General features: G+C 70.4%; 12 protein-coding genes and 3 pseudogenes. 4 read left to right on the forward strand and 11 right to left on the reverse strand.

Going from position 1 to position 19,128, the window contains the following annotated elements; genetic code table 11:
* Nucleotides 1–257: 257 nt before the first annotated feature.
* Nucleotides 258–1,445, reverse strand: coding sequence for a S8 family peptidase (locus IE170_RS15315; protein WP_229884793.1), 1,188 nt, complete (start codon nt 1,443–1,445; stop codon nt 258–260).
* A gap of 478 nt (nt 1,446–1,923) precedes the next feature.
* On the opposite strand from IE170_RS15315, the gene IE170_RS15320 reads away from it, so the two are divergent.
* Nucleotides 1,924–2,943, forward strand: a complete 1,020-nt coding sequence (locus tag IE170_RS15320) for a helix-turn-helix domain-containing protein (RefSeq protein WP_189809913.1) — start codon at nt 1,924–1,926, stop codon at nt 2,941–2,943.
* A 24-nt stretch (nt 2,944–2,967) separates the two neighbouring features.
* Here IE170_RS15320 and IE170_RS15325 read toward each other — a convergent pair whose 3' ends face one another.
* From IE170_RS15325 to IE170_RS15345, 5 genes are all read right to left on the reverse strand, one after another.
* Complete coding sequence (locus IE170_RS15325) at nt 2,968–3,474, reverse strand: GNAT family N-acetyltransferase (protein ID WP_189809914.1); 507 nt, start codon at nt 3,472–3,474, stop codon at nt 2,968–2,970.
* 132 nt (nt 3,475–3,606) lie between these two features.
* Nucleotides 3,607–4,020: a helix-turn-helix domain-containing protein gene (locus IE170_RS33395; RefSeq protein WP_308428400.1), complete on the reverse strand. Its 414-nt coding sequence runs from the start codon at nt 4,018–4,020 to the stop codon at nt 3,607–3,609.
* A gap of 625 nt (nt 4,021–4,645) precedes the next feature.
* Complete coding sequence (locus IE170_RS15335) at nt 4,646–5,335, reverse strand: hypothetical protein (RefSeq protein WP_189809915.1); 690 nt, start codon at nt 5,333–5,335, stop codon at nt 4,646–4,648.
* A gap of 470 nt (nt 5,336–5,805) precedes the next feature.
* Nucleotides 5,806–6,663, reverse strand: a complete 858-nt coding sequence (locus IE170_RS15340; RefSeq protein WP_189809916.1) for an MBL fold metallo-hydrolase — start codon at nt 6,661–6,663, stop codon at nt 5,806–5,808.
* A gap of 159 nt (nt 6,664–6,822) precedes the next feature.
* Nucleotides 6,823–7,440: a TetR/AcrR family transcriptional regulator gene (locus tag IE170_RS15345; RefSeq protein WP_189809917.1), complete on the reverse strand. Its 618-nt coding sequence runs from the start codon at nt 7,438–7,440 to the stop codon at nt 6,823–6,825.
* 67 nt (nt 7,441–7,507) lie between these two features.
* On the opposite strand from IE170_RS15345, the gene IE170_RS15350 reads away from it, so the two are divergent.
* The 3 genes and pseudogenes from IE170_RS15350 to IE170_RS15360 all read left to right on the forward strand — a co-directional run.
* Nucleotides 7,508–8,860 carry an alpha/beta fold hydrolase gene (locus IE170_RS15350; protein WP_189809918.1) on the forward strand — a complete coding sequence of 451 codons (1,353 nt, stop codon included), beginning with the start codon at nt 7,508–7,510 and terminating at the stop codon, nt 8,858–8,860.
* 214 nt (nt 8,861–9,074) lie between these two features.
* The gene (locus tag IE170_RS15355) at nt 9,075–9,302 is read left to right on the forward strand and encodes a hypothetical protein (RefSeq protein ID WP_223856795.1); all 228 of its coding nucleotides are present in this window, start codon (nt 9,075–9,077) and stop codon (nt 9,300–9,302) included.
* 1,889 nt (nt 9,303–11,191) lie between these two features.
* Nucleotides 11,192–11,317: pseudogene (locus tag IE170_RS15360) on the forward strand (IS5/IS1182 family transposase); the annotation flags it as partial.
* Between the two features lie 18 nt (nt 11,318–11,335).
* On the opposite strand, the gene IE170_RS15365 reads toward IE170_RS15360, so the two are convergent.
* The 5 genes and pseudogenes from IE170_RS15365 to IE170_RS15380 form a co-directional block, all read right to left on the reverse strand.
* Nucleotides 11,336–12,100: a maleylpyruvate isomerase family mycothiol-dependent enzyme gene (locus tag IE170_RS15365; protein ID WP_189809919.1), complete on the reverse strand. Its 765-nt coding sequence runs from the start codon at nt 12,098–12,100 to the stop codon at nt 11,336–11,338.
* Between the two features lie 95 nt (nt 12,101–12,195).
* A pseudogene (locus tag IE170_RS15370) lies at nt 12,196–12,863 on the reverse strand (transposase family protein); the annotation flags it as partial.
* Nucleotides 12,864–13,367: 504 nt separating this feature from the next.
* The gene (locus tag IE170_RS32650) at nt 13,368–13,625 is read right to left on the reverse strand and encodes a hypothetical protein (protein WP_223856753.1); all 258 of its coding nucleotides are present in this window, start codon (nt 13,623–13,625) and stop codon (nt 13,368–13,370) included.
* Between the two features lie 371 nt (nt 13,626–13,996).
* Nucleotides 13,997–14,122 (reverse strand): annotated as a pseudogene (locus IE170_RS32655) (zinc-ribbon domain-containing protein); the annotation flags it as partial.
* 418 nt (nt 14,123–14,540) lie between these two features.
* The gene (locus IE170_RS15380; RefSeq protein WP_189809920.1) at nt 14,541–16,244 is read right to left on the reverse strand and encodes a serine/threonine-protein kinase; all 1,704 of its coding nucleotides are present in this window, start codon (nt 16,242–16,244) and stop codon (nt 14,541–14,543) included.
* Between the last annotated feature and the right edge of the window lie 2,884 nt (nt 16,245–19,128).

Genomic DNA, 19,128 nt, shown 5'->3' on the forward strand with positions numbered 1-19,128 from the left:
GCATGTCTGCTCCCTGAAGGGTTGAGGGGAGAGGGGACCGACCGGTCCACCGGCGACGCGCTGGGGGGTGCGGGTGGCGTGATGGACCGGTCGGGGACTGGGATGGTGCAAAGATCTTGTGGACGGGCTCGTTCCGGGGTCGGTTCTACCCCGGCGACGGGTCGGCGGTGGCTCGCCGTTGCCACTGGCGCCGGTGGGCGGCGGCCGGCGTACGACCGCCCGGCCGTGCCGCGCCGATCCGCCGCAGCCGGCGCCTGCTACGAGCGGGCGGTGTAGAGCAGCCGGTTGGGCGTGTCCTTCCCCGGTTGGCGCACCTTGCCGGGGGTTGCGGCGCCGATGACGGCACTCTGGACCTCGGCCGGAGTGGCACCGGGGTTCTCCGCTAGGAACAGGGCGGCGGCTCCCGCCACATGGGGAGCGGCCATCGACGTGCCGCTCAGTACGCGGCCGGCGGTGTCGCTCTGGTGCCCGGCCGAGGGGATGGACGTGCCCGGAGCGAACAGGTCCGTACAGGGGCCGAAGTTGGAGTCCGAGCGGCGGACGTCCCCGGACGTGGAGTTGTTGACGACGATGGCCGCGCCGATCCGGCCCGGCGAGTTGTTGCAGGCGTCGGTGTTGCCGTTGCCGGAGGAGACCACCCAGGTGACCCCGGACGCGATGGAGCGCTTGATCGCCTCGTCCTCGGCGGAGTTGCCGCCGCCGTTGATGCTCATGTTGACCACGGCGGGCTTGACGGCATGGGCCGTGATCCAGTCCGCGGCGGCGATGATCGCCGAAGTGGCCGCCCTGTCCCGGCAGTCGGTGACGCGCACGGCCACCAGTTTCACGCCCTTGGCCACGCCGAAGTCCTTGCCGCCGACCGTTCCGGCGACGTGGGTGCCGTGGCCGGTGCAGTCGGCCCCGTTGCGGCCGTCGCCGACCTTGTCGACACCGATCGAGGCCCGGCCCTGGAACTGCGCGTGGGTGGTGCGCAGACCGCTGTCCACCAGGTACACGGTGACGTTTCCGGCGGTCTCGGCGAACGTGTACGTCCGGTTCAGCGGGAGGTCGCGCTGGTCGATCCGGTCCAGGCCCCACGGCGGGTCGGTCTGGGTCGACGCCGCGGCGTGCAGCCCGTCCTGCTGCACGTAGGAAACCGCGGGGTCAGCGGCCACCCGCGCCGCCTGGGCCGCGGTCATCTCGGCGGCGTAGCCGCGCAGGGCCGCGCTGAAGACGGTGTGTACGGTGCCGCCGTGCCTGCGTGCGCTGCGCGCCGCGGTCTCGGCGACCGCCGAGTGCTCGGCGGCACGGGCCGGACCGCGCGCCGCGGAGGCCGGTTCCGCTTTGAACACCACCACGTAGCGGCCGGGTATCGGCTCCGCGGTGCTGCGCACGTGTCCGCGGGCGGGACCGGCCTCGGCGGGGTCCGCGGCCATCGTGACGGCGGCGGCCGTCACCACGGCCACGGCCAGCCCGGTCGATCTGTAGGACGGACGGGAGGGAAGCAAGGACGACAAAGGGACTCCAAGGGGAACTGGAAGCTGTGCCACCGGTTGTTCCGGGGCGGAACCGGTCTACCCTCGGGCGCCACGGCATGGTGGCGGGCGATGGCCGGTGGCGCAGAAGGGCGCGGCGGTCCGCCGGGGTTGCCGCTCGAGCGGCGCACCGCCTGCCCGGCAGGCCGCGATCCGGCCTTCCTGCAATCGCTCACCAACGCACCCGCGGAACGGCAGTTGGTGTGCACACCCCAAGAGGCGACCGCAATCCCCAAAGGCAGCACGAGAAGAGCGTGTGACCTGCAGCGGATTCCTTTGCTTCGCATCCCCGAACATGCAACGATGGCCCGGCAGTTCACCGGAACGGCCATACGACGGCCTCATCGGCGCGACCTTCGCCGCCTATCAGCGGAACGCGGTCGTGCCATTCCCGCAAGGAGGTGGTCCGATGCCCGAAGAAGATATACGCGCGCACTTGTGCCGTCTCGGTCTTACCCGCATACAGGCGGACATTTACACAACGCTGCTCGGCGCCGGGCCCTGCACCACGGACCGCCTGGCAACCATGATGGGCCGCCACTGCCGCGGCGCCGGGAACGGCCTGCTCGAGGGCCAGGCACTGGACGGGCAACTCGCCCACCTGCGAAAACTCGGCTTGATCACCGTCAGCGGCGCCGGCATCGAGGGCATCGAGCACGTGCCCGTCGAACCGTCGATCGCGCTGGAGTGCATGGTCCACACGCAGACCGCCGAAGTCCACCGGGCCCACCAGGCCGCCATGCAGGCCTATCGCGGATACCGGCGCTCCGTCGCCCCCCAGGGCGGGGAGGACTTAGTCGAAGTCATCAAGGGGTCGCACGTCGCAGAACGCATCTGGAACCTGGAAGCGTCCGTCGAATTCGAAGTCCTGCGCTTTGACTGCCCGCCCTATCACACGCACGGAACCGCCAACCCGATCGAGATCGAAAAGCTGGCAAAGGGCGTCGACTATCGAGTGGTCTACTCCAAATCCGCCGTGCAGAACGCGGACTACTACAGCATCAACATCCAGCCGTGCATAGCCGCCGGAGAACAGGCCAGGGTCCTGCCCACGGTCCCCGTGAAACTGACCATCTACGACCAGCGCCTGGCCATCGTGTCCATGTCGGTCGTCGAGTCCGAGGTGAAGGACTACCTGCTGATGGTCCATCCCTCCAGCCTGCTGTCGGCGCTCGCCGGCCTGTTCGAGACCTCGTGGCGGACTGCACTGCCGATGCACCTGAACGACCGCGCCCCCTGCGGCCTCCAGCCGGTCCACCGGCGCATCCTGGAGCTGCTCGCGACCGGGATCACGGACGAGACGATCGCCGAACTCCTCGGCGTGAGCCGCCGCACGCTGTCGCGCCACATCGAGGCAATCAACACCCGCGCCGGCTCGATGACCCGATTCCAGATGGCGCTCTACGCGGCCCGCAGCGGCTGGATCTGATACGGCACCAAGCCTCCTGCAGCGTCACAGGGCGCGGCGCATGCAGGCACGGGGCCACCGGTCCAGGCCATGAGCGGCTTCCCGCGCGCGGATCGCGCGCAGACCCGGGGAGAGCTCGCCGTCGTCCATGAGCCGGAACCCGCACCGCGTGTAATAGGGGGCGTTCCACGCAACCTGCGTGAACGTCGTCAGGGTCAGGGCGACCGCCTGCCGGCCCACCGCCTGATCGGCCACGTGCTCCAGCAGCAGCCGGCCGATGCCGCGGCGGGCACTGCGCGGGTGGACCGACACCTGCTCGACGTGCAGGCCGTCGTCGACGCAGTCGGCGATCAGATGGGCGACCGGGACGTCGTCACCGTCGGCTGCGACCCAGGCCAGCCCGGCCGCCCGGTACCGGTCGAGCTCGCTCAGCGGCAGCGGCTCGTCATCGGCGATCTCCGGCATGCCGACGTCCCGGAAGCACTCACCGGCGGCCCTCTCGATGTCCTGGAGAACGGGCAGCTCGTCCGGGCGCACCACACGTATCCGCATGAACGCATTGTCCGATACGCAGACGACACCCCGCGAGCAACGCGGGCCTCGCCTTGACCCGGATGCCGGGAGGGGCCACGGAGCCGACGTCCGCCGAGGCGTCCGCCTCGGGACCTGACAGGAACGGCAGACTCAGCACGGCGCGCGGCCGAACGCCCTGCGGTAGGAGCGCGGCGGCACCCCGCGCCGCCGTACGAACTGCTCGCGCAGCACCGCCGTGCTGCCGAAACCGACCAGCCGGGCGACCTCCTCCACCGGCGGCCCGGTGGTCTCCGGCAGCTCCTCGGCACGGCAGATCCGCAGCCCCAGCAGCCAGGCGTGCGGCGTGGTCCCGGTCGCGGCCGCGAATCGCCGGGCGAAGGACCGCCGGCTCATGAGCACCCCACGGGCCGGCTCCGCCACGGGCAGCGACTCGTGCAGGTGCTCCCGGACCCGCGCGAGCACCTCGGCGAGGTTCTCGTCCCGGCAGTCCTCCGGCACCTGGGTCGCCGGGTACTGGGCCTGCCCGCCGTCGCGGTGGGACGGCAGCACCAGGTCCCGGGCCACGCATTGGAGGTGGCGCCCCGTACTCGCGCCGCAGCAGGTGCAGGCACAGGTCTAGGGCGGCGGCGCCCGCGCCCGTGACGATCCCGCCCTCGTCCACGTACAGGGAGTCCGGCTCGACGCCCACCTCCGGATGGCGTTCGGCCGGCAGCCCGTCCAGCAGCCCGGCCGCGGCGAGGGCGAAGGCCCCCACGCAGTGCACGGCGACCAGCGCACTCCGCGCGTGCACGGCGGTCAGCGCCGCCGGCACTGCGCCGGCGGCGGTGTGCGGAAGTCCGCCCACGGCAGGGCGATCACCAGGTCCGCGGACGCGAACCGGTCCGTGCCCCGGACGTGATCGGGCCCCGGCCACGGCCCCGCCTTCCCGGCCTACGGCACCGCGCCGCGCCGGCCGCGGTGCCCGACCACCACCCGTGCCGGCCCGCCCCGAGCAGCAATGCGTTTCCGTTCCCCCGCAGACGGAGGAATCCGCCGAGCCGTGACACACGGCCGAACGAACGCATCCGGCCCCGAAGTTCGACTATCGGCGGCCTGCGCGTGACCGGCGCGACACTGCACTGCGAAGCGCGCGGCAGAAGGCATCGGCGGAGCGGTCGGGTGGGCGTCCATCCCGGTTTCGTCGTCCTGCTCACATGCCGACCGGTGCCCGCCGTGAGCGTGGGGTGCTGTCCCACTTCCACTGCGTGAGTCGTTCTCGGCCTGCCAGCTCTCCTCGGCCGGTCGCCCACAGGAGGGTGGGCCAGGGGTCGCCGTCGGCGGGAACATCGGGGAACAGCCTCGCCAGCACCCGCGCACAGATCGCCGCGGGGGCTTCCCAATCGAGGCCGAGGCCGAGAGCCAGGTCATCGGCGTGCACGAACAGTTCCACCAGACCCATGGCGGCCGAGCCCTCGGGATCCGTCGTTCCGAACACGTGGAACGCACGCGCATGCGGCGGCGCCGTCCGCACCATCGCCACGAGGAGTGCCGCGCACGCCTCCAGCACCTGCACGAGGCCCTCTGGCCCGCCCTCCCGTTCGGCGAAGATCACGTTGAAGGGCTTGCCGGAAGCTTCCTGCCGCCAGATGAAGGGCACGTCAGCAGCGGCCGGAGGTGTTTGCGGACCTAGCTGCGCGGCATAGGCGAAGAGGTCGTCGGCCAGGTGCTCGGCGGTCTCCCAGCAGCTCCACTCCGGCGTCCCGGCTGCCCGGTTCCAGTCGGCGGCCAGCGCCGCCGGCTGGCGCAGCAGCGCGAGGACGAGTCGGACTCCTTCCGCGAGATCGTCGGCGGACACCGGGTCTGTGGCACAAGGCTGTTCTGCATGATCAAAATCGGACATGCGTTGAGCCTACGAAACCTGCATCGCGCGCAACCAGTGCCTTCTGCTCCGGGAACGGTACTCGGGGCGCCGGGGTCACCGATGCCGACGCGGACTCCGTAGGTCACCGGGCTCGACGCCCAGTGAGGCGGAGCGGGATGTTCGAGGCCCTGGCAGCCCGTGAAATCTGCTGCTCCCGCTGCGGGTGACGGGGGGACGACTCGTGCCGGTCGGGACCGCGCTGGTGGTTCTGCGCGGTGGTGTGTCGGCGTTGGGGGCGGCCCTGGTCGTGGCGGGAGCCGTGCCCCACCCCTGCCCGCGAGCCGGGGCCGGCTCCGGCTCGGTCGCCTGCGCGGACCGTCGGCCAAAGCGGGGATGTGCCCGCCCAAGGCTGCCGCCGCTTCCAACCTCCGCCTCCGCCGGCGAAGAGACTGCCGCGCCATGGACCGTCGGTGGGCCGCAAACTCCGGCCGGCCGCCCCGCGGCCGCGATCACACTGGGAGGAACGGCTCGGTCAGGTGCGGCGTGGCCAGGTGCAGTGTGCCGGCGGGTTCGCGCCTGAGCATGCGCTTCCTCGAGTGCCTCGCCGTCTCGGGGTCCACCTCGTGTGCGTAGGCGAGTTCGGGGTGGAGCAGTTGCAGCGCGTGCACCAGGAGGTCGCCGGTGATGAGCGCCGTCTGGTGCCCGTGGGCAATCAGCACGCTCTGGTGCCCGGGCGTGTGGCCCGGCGTGGCGACGACACGCCCGGCCCGCAGCGGCGTGTCCCCGTCGAGGAGCCGGAGCCGGCCGGCGGCCGCGAGCGGGTCGGTGAGGGTTTCGCGGAGCTGCGGGTTGATCGTGTCGAGGGCATCGAACTCGGCCCGCTGCAAAAGGTATTCGGCGTTCGGGAAATAGGGGCGCCGGCCGCTCGCCGAGACGTTGCCGTCCCGAGCGCCACCCTGGGACGGGACGGCCTCCTCTGTCACGACCGCCCACCCGACGTGGTCGGTGTGCAGGTGCGTGAGCACCACGGTGTCGACTTCTGCCGGGTCGATGCCCGCTGCGGCGAGCGACGCGGGGAGGGAGCCCGGCACCGGCGCCCACGAGGCGGCGGGGCCGTCGGCCGGGCCGATGCCGGCGTCCACGACGGTAAGGCCGTTGTCGCTGCGGACCGCGTACGCGCGGAACTGCAGGTGCCACCGTCCCTCGGCATCGACCCCGCCCGGGTCACAGCGGTCGGCCTCGGCCCACTGCGTGGCCGTGGCCTCGGGGAATGCCTCGGCGCGCGGGGAGAAGAACGGGCCCTCGGCATCCGCCAGGGCAATGATCTCGGCCGAGCCGATCTGCAGGTGGGGAATGCGGAAGGACATGGCGTCGATCTTGTCATGCCGTCGAGCGCCGTGGGCGCAGCGTTGTGCCGAGGAATGCACCCTTCACGACGTAGGGAGGTTTCGCGCCGTCGGCTCCGTCCACCCCACGTCCGCACTGTCACGTCCAGGTCGGCGAGGTCCGCGGGCATCCCTGTCTCGTCAGGGGCCGGCTTCGGCTTGGCGGAGGGTGCGGAATACCGCGGGGGTGGTCCAACCGCGGAGTGTGGCGTGGATTGCCGATCGGAATGCGGTGTCGGCGGTGGCGGTGTCGAGGGCTCCGGCGAGTTCGAGGGTGACGAGACCGTGGAGGGTGGCCCAGATCGACAGGGCGATGGGTGTGGGCTCGCCGTCCAGGAGGGATGCCGCCCGTGCGCGGTCGATCGCTTCGATGAGGGGGCGGACGGGGTCGGCGGAGCCGACCTGCCCGCCCGGGTCGAAGGACTGCACACCGCCGAACAGGACCGTGTACAGGTGGGCGTGTCCGCGTCCCCAGCGGCGGTAGGCGGCGCCCAGCGCGCAGAGGTCGGCCAAAGGGTCCGCGGAGGCCCGTACCGCCGACAGACTCTGGAAGAGCCCGGCGACGGCTCTGTCGCGTACCGCACCGATCAGCGCGTCTTTGCCGCCGAAGAGGGAGTACACCGCCGTCGTGGACGCGTCGGCGGCAGCGGCGACGGCGCGGACGGTGACCGACTCCCTGGGGTGGGTGGCGAGCATCTCCGTCGCGCATGCCACGAGCCGTTCTCTCACGGCGTCGTCGTTCGTTCTCGGCCTACCCACAACGGCAGCCTACCCCCTTCTGATAACGTCGTTTCAAAACAGTGTTCTGAAACACCGGGAGGTCACCTTGCCCTCGCCCGCCATACGCTTCGTCCGCTACGCCGGCCGCTTATCCCTCACCCTGGCTCTGGCCGTGGCCGCCGTCGCGGCGCTGGTGGCCGTCTTTCTCGCGCTGGTCGTCCTCACGGACGGGGCCGGCTCCGGTCTCGCGGCATGGCTCACGACTCTGGTGGTGGGATCCGCCTTCGCCACATGGCGGCTGCGGCGAAGGCGGCGCGCCTGGCCGGCGCAGCTGGTGCCGTTCCTGCCGGTCGTCGTCGCGGCGGCACTGTCGGCGGCCGTCTGCATCCCGACGGTGCCGACGGACCGGCAGTCCCCGCCCGCCCTGCCGTTCGTGGCCACGCAGCACTGGAGCCTGGCCACCGGCAGCCGCGTTGCGGTGTACCACTACCCTCCCGCCGGCTCCGGTGCCCGGCGGGCCGTTCCGCTGGTGTACCTCCCCGGCGGACCCGTCCGCGGCATCTCGGTGCTCGACCACCGCTTCCTGCAGCTGTTGGCGCGGCGCGGCTACGACGTCTACGCCTACGAGCAGGCCGGCGGCGGCCGAAGCGACCTGCTGCCCATGGGCCAGTACACGATCTCCAGGTCGGTCCGCGACCTCGCCGCGTTCGTCGACCACCTCGGCAAGGGCAAGGTCGACGTCCTCGGGTTCTCCTCGGGCGGAGCCGTCCTGACCCGGGCCCTGGCCGACCCGGACACCGCCGGACGCCTGCACCGCGCCGTCATCGCCGAACCGGGCCCCATGGACGGCCCCACCGCGCGAGCGGGCGGGCACAAGGGCAGGCCGTCGGCACGGGGCCTCGCCCCGGCCCCCGCCGGACCGCGATCGACACACGTCCCCCGCTACGCCGTCGCGTTCGGCCTCATGCGGCTGGGACTGCTCACCCCCGAAACCGGGCTGATCGGACAGGCCGAAGGGGACAACGCCTTCACCGCCGCGGACCTCGGCGACGACACCGCATCCGCCTACTGCGCGCGCGACGCGCACCGCATCCCCGTCGAGGACACGCCGCAGAACTTCTCCTTCAGCCCCGCCGCCAGCCTCCGCGTCCAGCAGACGGTCAGGGACTCGCCCTCCATCGCCCCGCAGCTGAGCCGGTCGACGACCCCGGCAATGCTGATGATCGCCGAGTGCTCCTCCCAGCTGCGCCAGTGGGCGACCGACGTCCTCGCCCATGATCCGGCCGTCGAACGCACGCAGTACATGCCCAAGGTCGGACACCACATGTGGAACGGCCTGGACGACAACGACGAGCGCGCCGCCGCCGTGATCAGTGCGTTCCTTCAGGACGAGCCCGCCCCGCTGCCGAACTACCCGACGCGCGAGGACGTCTCCGCGTTCCTGGCCGACCGCACATGACCCCGGCCCGCCGCGGGCCGGACGGGAGTCTCGAAGACGTCCGGGCCGCCGGTGGAGCTCCGGGGGCTGCATCCCGGTCCGCAGCCTGCGAGCTGATCGAACACCCGGACCGACGCCGGTCCCCGCCTTCCGCGAACGACTGCATCCTTCGGCCTACTGCATTTTCGGCCCTGCGGAGGAGGCTTCCGGGACTCCGCCGCGAGAGGGTTGATCCGTGCGCAAAACCATCGGATACACCGTCGAAAGCATCGGCTACGTCATAGGAGCCCAGGGGCTGGTCGGCTTCGCTTCGCAGACCTTCTTCGGCACGGAGTGGGGCTGGCTGCACAAGGTCGTCGACCTTCCGTCCGCCGCTTACCTCGGCATCACCGTAGCGGGGCTGGCGCTCGTCGCCGTCGGGGTGAAGACGCGCAAGGCTCCCGATCGCCAGCCGGCCGCCTGACCGGCATCACGTCGCGCGGCCCGTCCCGGCCGGTACGCCCCGAAGGTCTCCCGACCCGAGTACGGAACGACGGGCCGCTGGCGTGGACCCTGTGCCCGTGCTGCACGCGCGGCAAGCCACCGGCAACCTCGACTGGCAGTACAGCACGAACCCGGGCGAACCCTGCCGACATGGAAGGCAGTCGCCAGCCGCTCATGCGATCCCAGGCATGAGACCGGTGATCGCGCCCTTGCCGAGCAGTGCACCCGCCCGGCTCGGCGGCCACCGACTCCTGGGGCTCCTCGGCACCGGCGGCATGGTGGCGGTCTACCTCGCCCGCTGCGGTCGACACCGGTGGCCCTCACGACCATCCGCCCCGAACTGCTGCGTGACACCGAGCTGCGGGAGTTTCCGCCCGTGCGGCTGCGGCAGCAGCGGCGGTGCGCAGCCCGTTCGTGACGGCGCTGCTCGGGTCGTCGCCGCCTCAGGGCTTGCCCTGGCGGGCAGCGGAGTGCGTTCCCGGTCCGACGCCCGCCGACGCCGTAATGCGGCACGGGCCGCTACCCGTGCCGGTCGTGTGGGTCCTGGCCGACGCGCTCGTCCGCGCCGCGCCGGCCCTCGGCGAGGCTGGCGTCGTACACCGCGACCTCAAGCCGTCCAACGTCATCCTCGGTACCGACGCCCGCACGTGGTCGACTTCGGTATCGCCCGGACGGTCGGCGACACCACCTTGACCGCGACCGGGCAGCGCCCCGGGACACCGGGCTTCATGTCGGTCGAGCAGGTGATGAAGGGCGTCCTCGGCGCGGAGAGCGACGTCTTCTGCCTCGGCGCCCTGCCGGTGTTCGCCGTGACCGGGCGGCACGCCCTCTTCGACGGGAACGCGGCCCGTGCCGACTTCCGGATCGTGTACGAAGAACCCGACCTGGCGATGTGCCCGGCGTGCTCTTCGCCCTCGCCGCGGTCCCGGTCTTCGCCTCCACCGGGCATGGCCCGTACGACGCCCGCGGCACCGGGCAGGATCCGCTGCGACTGCTGCGCGCCGACGCTGCGCCCCCCTGAGGTGCCTGGCGGAAGGGCTCCGCGGCACTCTCTCCGGCTGCCTGTGGTTGCAGCCCGGTGACCGTCCCCCGCCCCGGCAACTGCGTGAACTGTGGGGGCCCTTCGACGCGGGGGATTTCGCCGACTGCTGTCGGACGCGCTGCTCGCCGACACGGCCCGCCGGATCGGCGAAGTCGCCGCGGTCGGCGCCGCGCCGCTGCGCGACCCGGGTCCACACGACAGGCCCTCGCGCCGCACCGTCCTCGCGGGCACGGCGGCCGCCGCCGTCACCGGCGCGGGCGTCACGGCTCTCCGGGTGACCGGTGCCCTGCCAGGCTCCGGCATCCGGGGGCGCCCGTACCCGGCCCGTCAACCGCAGGCCGCTCCGCTCGGCACCGCCCCCTGCGGTCGGTACCTTCACCCCTCAGCACCACCCCGCCCCCCGGCAGCCGACGGCATCCTGGACACCTTCGCACGCCTCGCGGACGTACCCCTGGACCGACGCCGCGCCCCCCGGTCACCGCGCACCTCGGCTCGATGGCCACCATCGCGGGCACGCCGTCTCGGCAACCGGTTGCACAAACCCGCCTTGGACCGACCGGCAAATGGTGGGTGGGGCAGCCCAGGCGGGCCCGAACGCGAGGCAGGCACGAGCCTGAGGAATCATGGGGTTCTTGACGCTCTGTGATCACCCGGAGGGCTCGTGCCTGCGGTCCCCGCACGCCTTTAGGAACCCCTGTGGGACCACTTCGCCGCTCTGCTGCCGTGCGGAAGGGATACGCCGAGAGCCATCCGCTGGGTCGCCACCGGCGACGGATTCCAGACCGGACCGTCTTCGAGTACATCGCGCTCGCGCTGGTCCACGGCTCCGGCTACGCGTTGTGGACTTCCACCTCTACCTCGCCGCCACTCTCGTCCGGCTCCGCATGCTCATCCGACGCTCGACGAGCCGCTACCGCTGGGACGGCCGCCCCACCACCCGACGCCTCAAGTGATCCATCTGCCGGTCGGCCTCAGCCCCAGTCCTGCAGCTGCTGGAGCAGGTCGGCGTCGCCCTCGATCCGCAGCGAGTCGGCCGGGATGCGCATGTACATGAGCAGGGCCATCTCGCTCGCCGTGCCGTAGATGGCGGCTGTGGGCTTGCTCTCGGCGGCCTCCGCCGCGGTGAGGCGGGTGAAGCGGGAACCGGCGGCGTCCACCGTCTGGCGCCAGGAGCCGGCCTCGGCTGCGTGGTAGTCCACGGTGGCGGGCTCGCCCGGCCACGGGACCGTGCCGGTGCAGACGGTGGCGAGGAACTCCTCGATGGCGTCGGCCGCCTCGGTCGTCGGCAGCTCCTGCGGGGTACCGGAGGCCAGCTGGGCGTCGTAGGTGTGGATCAGCGATTCCGGGACGCGGCGGCGGGCCACGGCGGCCACCGTGTGCGGCGAGGCCAGCGGCTCCCACCAGGCCCAGCAGCTCCGGTCCGGGCCGGCCTCGCGCAGAGCAGTGAGCAGCTGCTCCGTCGAGTCGGCCAGCCAGGTTATGAGGGCCTCGCGCTCCCTGGGCGCCGCCAGGCCGTCCTTGCTCGGCCGTTCGTCGCCCGGCGCGGTGTTCAGCACGATGTAGGCCCAGAAGCGGTCCCCCTCACTGAGGTGGTTCGCCAGGTCGTACAGCGTCCAGCCCGGGCAGGACGGGACGTCGGCGTCGAGGCTGGGGGCCGCGGCGACGGCGGCGCGAAACGCGGCGGAACGCTCGTCAATCATCCGCAGCAGGGTGGGGAAGTGGAGATGATCAGTCACGCGGACCTTGTATCACCCGGACCGGGACTCTCGCACTCGATTAAGACCGACCGGCAGATGGATTACTTGATGCGCCGGGTGGTGGGACGGCCGTCCTAGCGGTAGCGGCTCGTCGAGCGTCGGATGAGCATGCGGAGCGTGACGAGAGTCGCGGCGAGGTGGAGGTAGAACTCGACGACCGCGCCGTTCCTCTCGGTGCAGCGCCGGAGCTTGCCGTAGCCGTTCATCCACGAGCGCGTCCGTTCCACGGTCCACCGCTTGCCGACCTGGATCGGGGCGGGTACACCGTTGCGGGCGATCTTACCGGTGAAGCCCAACTCCCCGAGCAGACTGCGGGACTTGTTGTTGTCGTAGCCCCGGTCGAGGTTGACGTTCACATCCTCGGGCAGGGGTCCCACCTGTCCGATGGCCGCTTCGAGGGTCGGGCCGAGGAGAGGCGAGTCGTGGCGGCTGGCCCCTGCGGCGACCAGGCCGAGCGGGACGCCGCACGCGTCGGAGGCGAGCGAGCGCTTCAGGCCCTGCTTCCCGCGTCGACCGGGGACCGGCCTGCGCCCTCGCCGCCGCACGGGGCCTTGGTGATGCAGCCGTCGACGGACATCTCGGACAGCTCCCGGCCGATCATGCGGTCGTACGCCTGGAGCGCGATGGTGTGGACGGCCTCGGAAATGCCGCGCACGGCCCACTCTTTGAGCCGTCGGCGGATGGTGCGGTCGGAGCATCCGGGACTGGACAGGCGCTCGTAACCCGAGCCGTGGACCAGCGCGAGCACCCTCCCAGAGGGGTTCGAGCAGACGAGATGGCAGCGCGGGCACGGCTGTCCTTCGTGATCACTGAGCGTAGAGAACTCCATGATCACGTGGACCCGTGCCCGTTCTGCCACCCGGGCCACCTCGCCGACACCTATTGCCGGTCGCTCTTAATCCGTTTCTCTCCTGTAGCACTTTGCAGATTCCGGAGAGGTGTGGAATTTGGGAAGGTCGTCCCGGAAGAAAAAGATTCTCCGCTGCTCTGCGGTGCGAAGCTCGTGGGCGGCCCGCTCCGAAATAATCAGGCAGAATTTCTTGATCAGAGGAGAGCTGCTTTCTGATCGGCTCAACCGGAGTACTCCCTCGTACTTTCCGGGCGCGAATGTCCAGTCGTCTGCCCAGAAGGCGAGTGTGGGCTGCTGCGGCTTGTCCTGGCTGACGATGAAGGGGGCCGGATCGCTGGTCCAGCGATAATTGACCTGATCTGACGCGAAATCGTATACGTATGTCCCGCTTTCGTGTCAGTAGAAAATCGGCCTCTTGGAGGAGGGGGTGTTGGCGGGAGTGACTTGGAGATGCGCGTCGCGAATGACCTCCACATCCTCGGACTTGAACCTTGTGGAGATCGTCGGTTGCACCTGGAAGACGGTTCCGCCGTTCACTGGCCCGATGCGCAGAAGATGGGGGAGCGTCGCATCGATGCGAGGTTTCTGTCGGAGCTCGGTGAAGTTGTAAACGGAGAAGGCGAGTGCCACTACTGCGGCCAGGGTGCGGCCCATTTGTGCACACTGTCGAAGCGCGCACTCCGAGATTCCGCCGCCCCCTCGTCCGCGCCGCTCATACCTCCACCTTCTCCTGAAACGGGAGGGGTGGGTCTGCCGAGCTGCTCCGTTTTAGCGCATCCGACCTCCGGCTGCATCATGACGGGGCCACGCCGACGTCTCTGCAGCGCCTGGTGGATCAGGCCGCGCCATACGGCTTCTGCTCCACCCGCCCCTCGGTGGTCGTACGGCGCCGCCACTACGGGCATACTCGGCGCCCCGGACGCCTGCGGCGCGGAGGCGGGGCTCACCTTCGGGTGCGCAGGGGAAGCGTCGGCGACGTTCAGGCACCGGGGTGCTGGTGCGGCTGCGGCGTCAGCCCGTACGCCTCACCGTGGGGAGGCCGTGGTCTGCGCCTGTGATTGCTCGGCCCACTCCCTGGGCACTACCTGCTCCATTCCGCAGAACGTGCACTGAGTCGCGTATCTGGTCGAAACGGGGAACAGCGGCACGAAGCCGACGGCAGGTCCATCACCTGCTCGGCCCGCACCTGCGACTCACCTATCGGTTCCTCGGCTGGCGCGTCCCAGGCTTCCAGCCGCAGCCGCGTATCGAGCACATCCTCCGCCGTCTGCCCATACAGCATTGTCGCGTTCCCAGCGACCATGCCACCCGCGCCCACCCTGCTGCCCTTCCTCGTCGACCAGGCCGAAAAGCCTGTGATCTAAGACAGCCACTTTGACCTCTCGCGGCGTTCTTGGATCCTGCCCCTCCGCGATGGCGGCTTGCCCAGGGCCTTCGGTTACGAGTCTTCCCGTCCCGGCGCATGACGTCTGCGTATATCCGGGCACCGACACCAGGCTCGCCGGGATCCCGGCGTACTGTGCCCATGCCCAAAGTCGACCACCGATCCTCCAACGGGTGACCGCCTAGTCAGTCCTTGCGTGCTGCTCCCCGCCATACTGTGACGTCCAGGATGGCGTAGGTGCTGGGGTCGCCTTTGGGTGAGCTGCCCTTGTAGGTGATCAGCGCGATGCTCCCGTTGTCTGTGGTCACGCACACGCGACCTCCCTTCCCAATCGCCTCGACAGGGATGCGGGTGGTGAAGCGGGTTTCCTGGCGACAGGCCTGAAGGGAGGAGCCGACGTCGAGCCGAGCGAGTTTGGCGCTGAAGGTGGCGAAATCGCAGCTACCGAAGCCGCACTGATAGAAAATGTCGTCCTTGCTGTACTGGACAGGGCCCAATGGGGTATCGCCGAATTTCAGATGGTAGTCCGATGCGAGCTTGATGTCCGCATACGTCTCAGGCTGAGGGTCTGGTCGGGGTGTTGCCTTGGCGGAAGCGCTTGCGCCGCTGTCGGCCCCGCCGGCGGTGCTGCGGTCGTCGGTCCCGCGTGACATCACGTTGATCGCGGCGCCGCTGCAGGCGAGGAGCAGGAGGAGCCCTCCGAAGATGGACACCAAGGCGGCGGTTGCCCGGCTGCGCGGGGGCGTGATCGGCGGCACGGGCGGGTAGCCGGCCATAGGCATCGAGGCCGCGGGATGGACAGTTTGTGGGGGACTGTAGCTGTTGGGCGGCCCGTACCCCTGGGGGCGGTGGTCCATGGGCGGCGTCTCGTAAGGCCCTGGAGGCAGCGGAGCCCCGACCGGGCTCGGCATCGCGGGCGCGGTGGCCGGTGGTACCCGCGGCGGGGCAGGTGCTAAGGCCGGTGAGGCCGGTACCGGGTCCGGCACTGATTGGCGTTCGGTGATGCCCGCCGCGAGCTCGGCGGGAAGCCAGTCCTCGGCCCTGCGAAGTTGGGTCTGGTCCGCGGCAGCACGGCACAGGTCGAGGATCTCGGTCAACGAAGCCCGACTCATGGGGTCTTTGACGAGGCAGCGTGAGACGAGGGTCCGCAGTTCGGCTGGGAGCCCGTTCAGATTGGGTTGCTCGTGGACGATCCGGTAGAGCACCCCGTGCGAGGGGCCTTCACCGTATGCGGGTGCGCCCAGGGCAGCGTACGCGGCCACCTGCCCGAGGGCGAACACATCCGTAGCGCCGCTGATCTCCCCGTCCGCAGCTTGCTCGGGCGCCATGAAGGAGGGTGTTCCGATGGCGACTCCACTGGCGGTGAGTGAGGTCGCGTCGGCGGCCCGTGCGATGCCGAAGTCGATGACCCGGGGGCCGTCTGAGGCGAGCAGTACGTTCGACGGTTTGAGGTCGCGGTGCACGATGCCAGCGCCGTGGATGACTTGAAGGGCCTCGGCGATCCCCGCGACGAGCAACAGGACGGTCCGGGTCGGGAGGCGGCCGTGCTCGGCCACTGCCGCGGCGACGGTGGGTCCTGGGACGTAGGCGGTCGCCAGCCAGGGCATCGGCCCGTCGACATCGCTGTCGATGACAGGGGCGGTATACAGGCCCTGTACCTGCTGGGCGGAGAGGACCTCGCGACGGAACCGCCGACGGAATTCGGCGTCCTCGGCGAACTCGGGCCGGATCACCTTGATGGCGACGGCTCGGCCTCCGGGCGTGTGGGACAGGTACACCTTGCCCATGCCGCCCGCGCCCAGCCTGGCGGCGATTCGATATCCGGCGACCATCGGGGGATCGTCCGCCTCCAGAGCCTGGAAGATACCGGCCGTTACGGACCCGCTCATCAAATCCCCCCACTTACCTTCGGTCTCGCGCCCAGCCTATTGGGTTCGGGCGCTACGAGTGGAACGCCGAAGACCAGATCACAGCAGTCGGCACCCCTGACGGTACGGTTTGGCGTTCCACCGCGGCACCTTCATCGACGTACTCCTCGGCCAGGGCAGTCCAGCCGGGTCCGCAGACCAAAGACCGTCGAGAACTACGTAGGTGCGCTCCTGGAACCCTCGAAGCATGGATCGCCGACGGCCGATCCCCCGCGATATCACCAGGAAGCACATCGAGGACGTCCTCGACCCGCTCCGCGGCGCCCAAGCCCGCCGCCTGCACACCGCACTGCGCTCCTTCTTCAGGGCTCTCAAACGCGAACGCCTCGTCTTCCGGGACCGGGCCCGGAGCGTCTCCCTCACCAGCAACCGATTTGTGCCGACCGCATCGCCTTCCGACCGCATCGCCGGTCTCCTGGACCGCCTCGACGACCCCCGCGTCCGCCTCATGGTCTTCCTCGTCGCCATCTACGCCCGGCTCCCCGGGACAACTCCCCCGCCTCCGACGAACCGCCCTCGACCACAGCAAGGGCCAACCGCGTCTGCGCCGGGCGGGACGCATGAACCACGTCATTTACCTCGACGCCTTCCCCCGCGCCTGGTCACAGCATGGGAGCTCCAGCGCCACCGGCGCTGGCCCGACAGCTCCAATCCCTACTCCTTCGTCACCGGCAACACGGCCGTCGACGACTTCGACCCGCCCATCAGCGCCGGCGTGGTCCAGTTGCTCTTCCAACGAGTCGGTCTGCCTGCCTGCCGCATGTGCGCCGACCGAATCGTTGACGAAGCTCGCCACAGCCCCGACCCTGTCCGGCTGATGCAGCTCTTCGGCCTATCCGACCTCCGCAACCCGCTAGGTCCTGTCGGCACACCCAGACGAGACGAACGGCCCCATTACCGTTGAGCCTGCCCCGGTCTGCCTAGTGCCGCTGACCAGCAGGGGGAACCGTCCCTTGCCAGATCCCTCCAGAGGACCGTGTGATCGTTTCCCGGTACCTCTGCGGAACGGGTACGGTCCAGCGCATGGTGGGCGACTTCGATGCAGCTGCCGCGATACACAACGGCATACCGGACCGGGCTGAAGCATGGGACTTCATCCGGGCCTTCGTGGCTGGGTGGTGCACCCCCTTGACCGACGCCGATGGCATCGGAGAGGAGGAACTCAAGCGTGCCGAAAGTCAGCTGAGCCCGGCGCTTCCCGCCGCTCTGGGTGAGGCGTACCTGCTCTTCGGTCGGCGTTCGGACCTGTTCGAGCATCAGGATCCGATGCTGCCTCCCTCAGAGTCTTCGTGCACCAGGACCTTGGGGGTGTGCTGTGCTTCCGCAGCGAGAACCAGGGGTGTGCATTCCGGGGCGTGCGTCTGGCCGACCTGGAAAAGGCTGACCCGCCTGTCATCGTCCAGTCCCGTGAGGGGTGACAGCCGTTCATGGACCGGATCTCGTTGGCGTGTGTGGAGCTGATCCGCTCCGAGTGCCTGCTCGGCGACGGTCCCCTCTACAACGCTTGCGAATTGCCGGCCGGGGTCGAAAGCGAGGTTCCGCAGCTCTTCCAGCGGATCGCTCTCCCGGACTACCCGATGTGGACGGGTAGTGACGAGTCCCCGGTCCGCTCGTTCTCTGCTCCCGGACTTCTACTGCGGCAGGACGGGCTGACGGCCGAGAGCTGGCTCCACGTCCGAGGACAGACGCTGGCTCACCTCTCGGCAGCCTGTATCGCCGTCCCGGGACGGTGGGCCCCCAGTGGCAGGGGACCGAGCCGAACGCAGTTGATGATCTCCCCTTCTAAGCCTCACCTGTCCTCGCGCCCGCGAGAGGCCGACCGCACCGGCCGCTCCCGCTACGCGGTCCCGCCCCACAGCGTGACGGTCGTGCCCGGCCCTGACGGGCGCCGTGCCGCAGACGGCCCACGCGACGCAGCATCGAGCCCAGCCCCGCAGACACCCGCCCAGACCGCGCCCCTGGGAGCTCTTGACGGGTCGACGGAACGGACTACAGGCCCCACCCCGGGCAACCCGCGACGGCGACGCGATCTCCCTACGCAAACGTACCTGTTCGCCGGCCAGACCGCGCAGCGCATCGTCGAGGGCCAGCACCGGGACAACTACGGCCTCACGGCAGCATTCGGGTACGACGGCGCGCTCACGTTCACAAGGGACGCGACCTACCGAGACGAGCCGGGCGCCGAGCGCGTCACCCCGGACGCCCCGGGCCGCCACGCGATCGGCGGACTCTGGTGCTGGGACACGTGGCCCGAGACCGACGGGACGACGCCCCAGCCCTGACGGCGCCCCGCCCCACGCGGGCCCGTGCCCTTGCCCGCGGAGGGACTCGTCTCTGCCCCGCCGCGGCACGGCGACTGGCTTGGGGCGCAGGCTCCTCGGCGTACGCCCCCGGGGTCGGGGTTCCGTCTTCAGCCCGCACCGCCAGCCCTCGGTCGGCTAAGACTCAGCCAGCTCGCGGCTGCCGGCGCGCTTCCGCCGATGCAGTCCGCCGTACGGCCCACCAGGCCTTGGAGAGTGCGCCGCCGACCCGGCGCGCTGCACCGCGTTATAGGTACCGGCGTGCCCGAGCGACTCCGGTTCACCTGCAGGAGTGAATCTCCCCCTCGTGTACGCGGGCGGGGATATTGCGGTGCGCCACAAGCCAAAGAATGCCCGCTTCGGCGACGGGCAGTATCTGTCGAGTATCGAAGCGGGCACCAAGGCCTGCCGACCCCACGCCCTCCTGAGAGGTAAGCGGCGTGGCGTGTTGGGCAGGCTCGCACCGTCGTTGGCCCGCCGGGGCGACGGCTTCGTCAGTGCTGCGGGGGGGGGGGGGGGGGGGGGGGGGGGGGGGGGGGGGGGCG

Source organism: Streptomyces toxytricini (assembly GCF_014649915.1).
Classification (GTDB): Bacteria; Actinomycetota; Actinomycetes; order Streptomycetales; family Streptomycetaceae; genus Streptomyces; species Streptomyces toxytricini.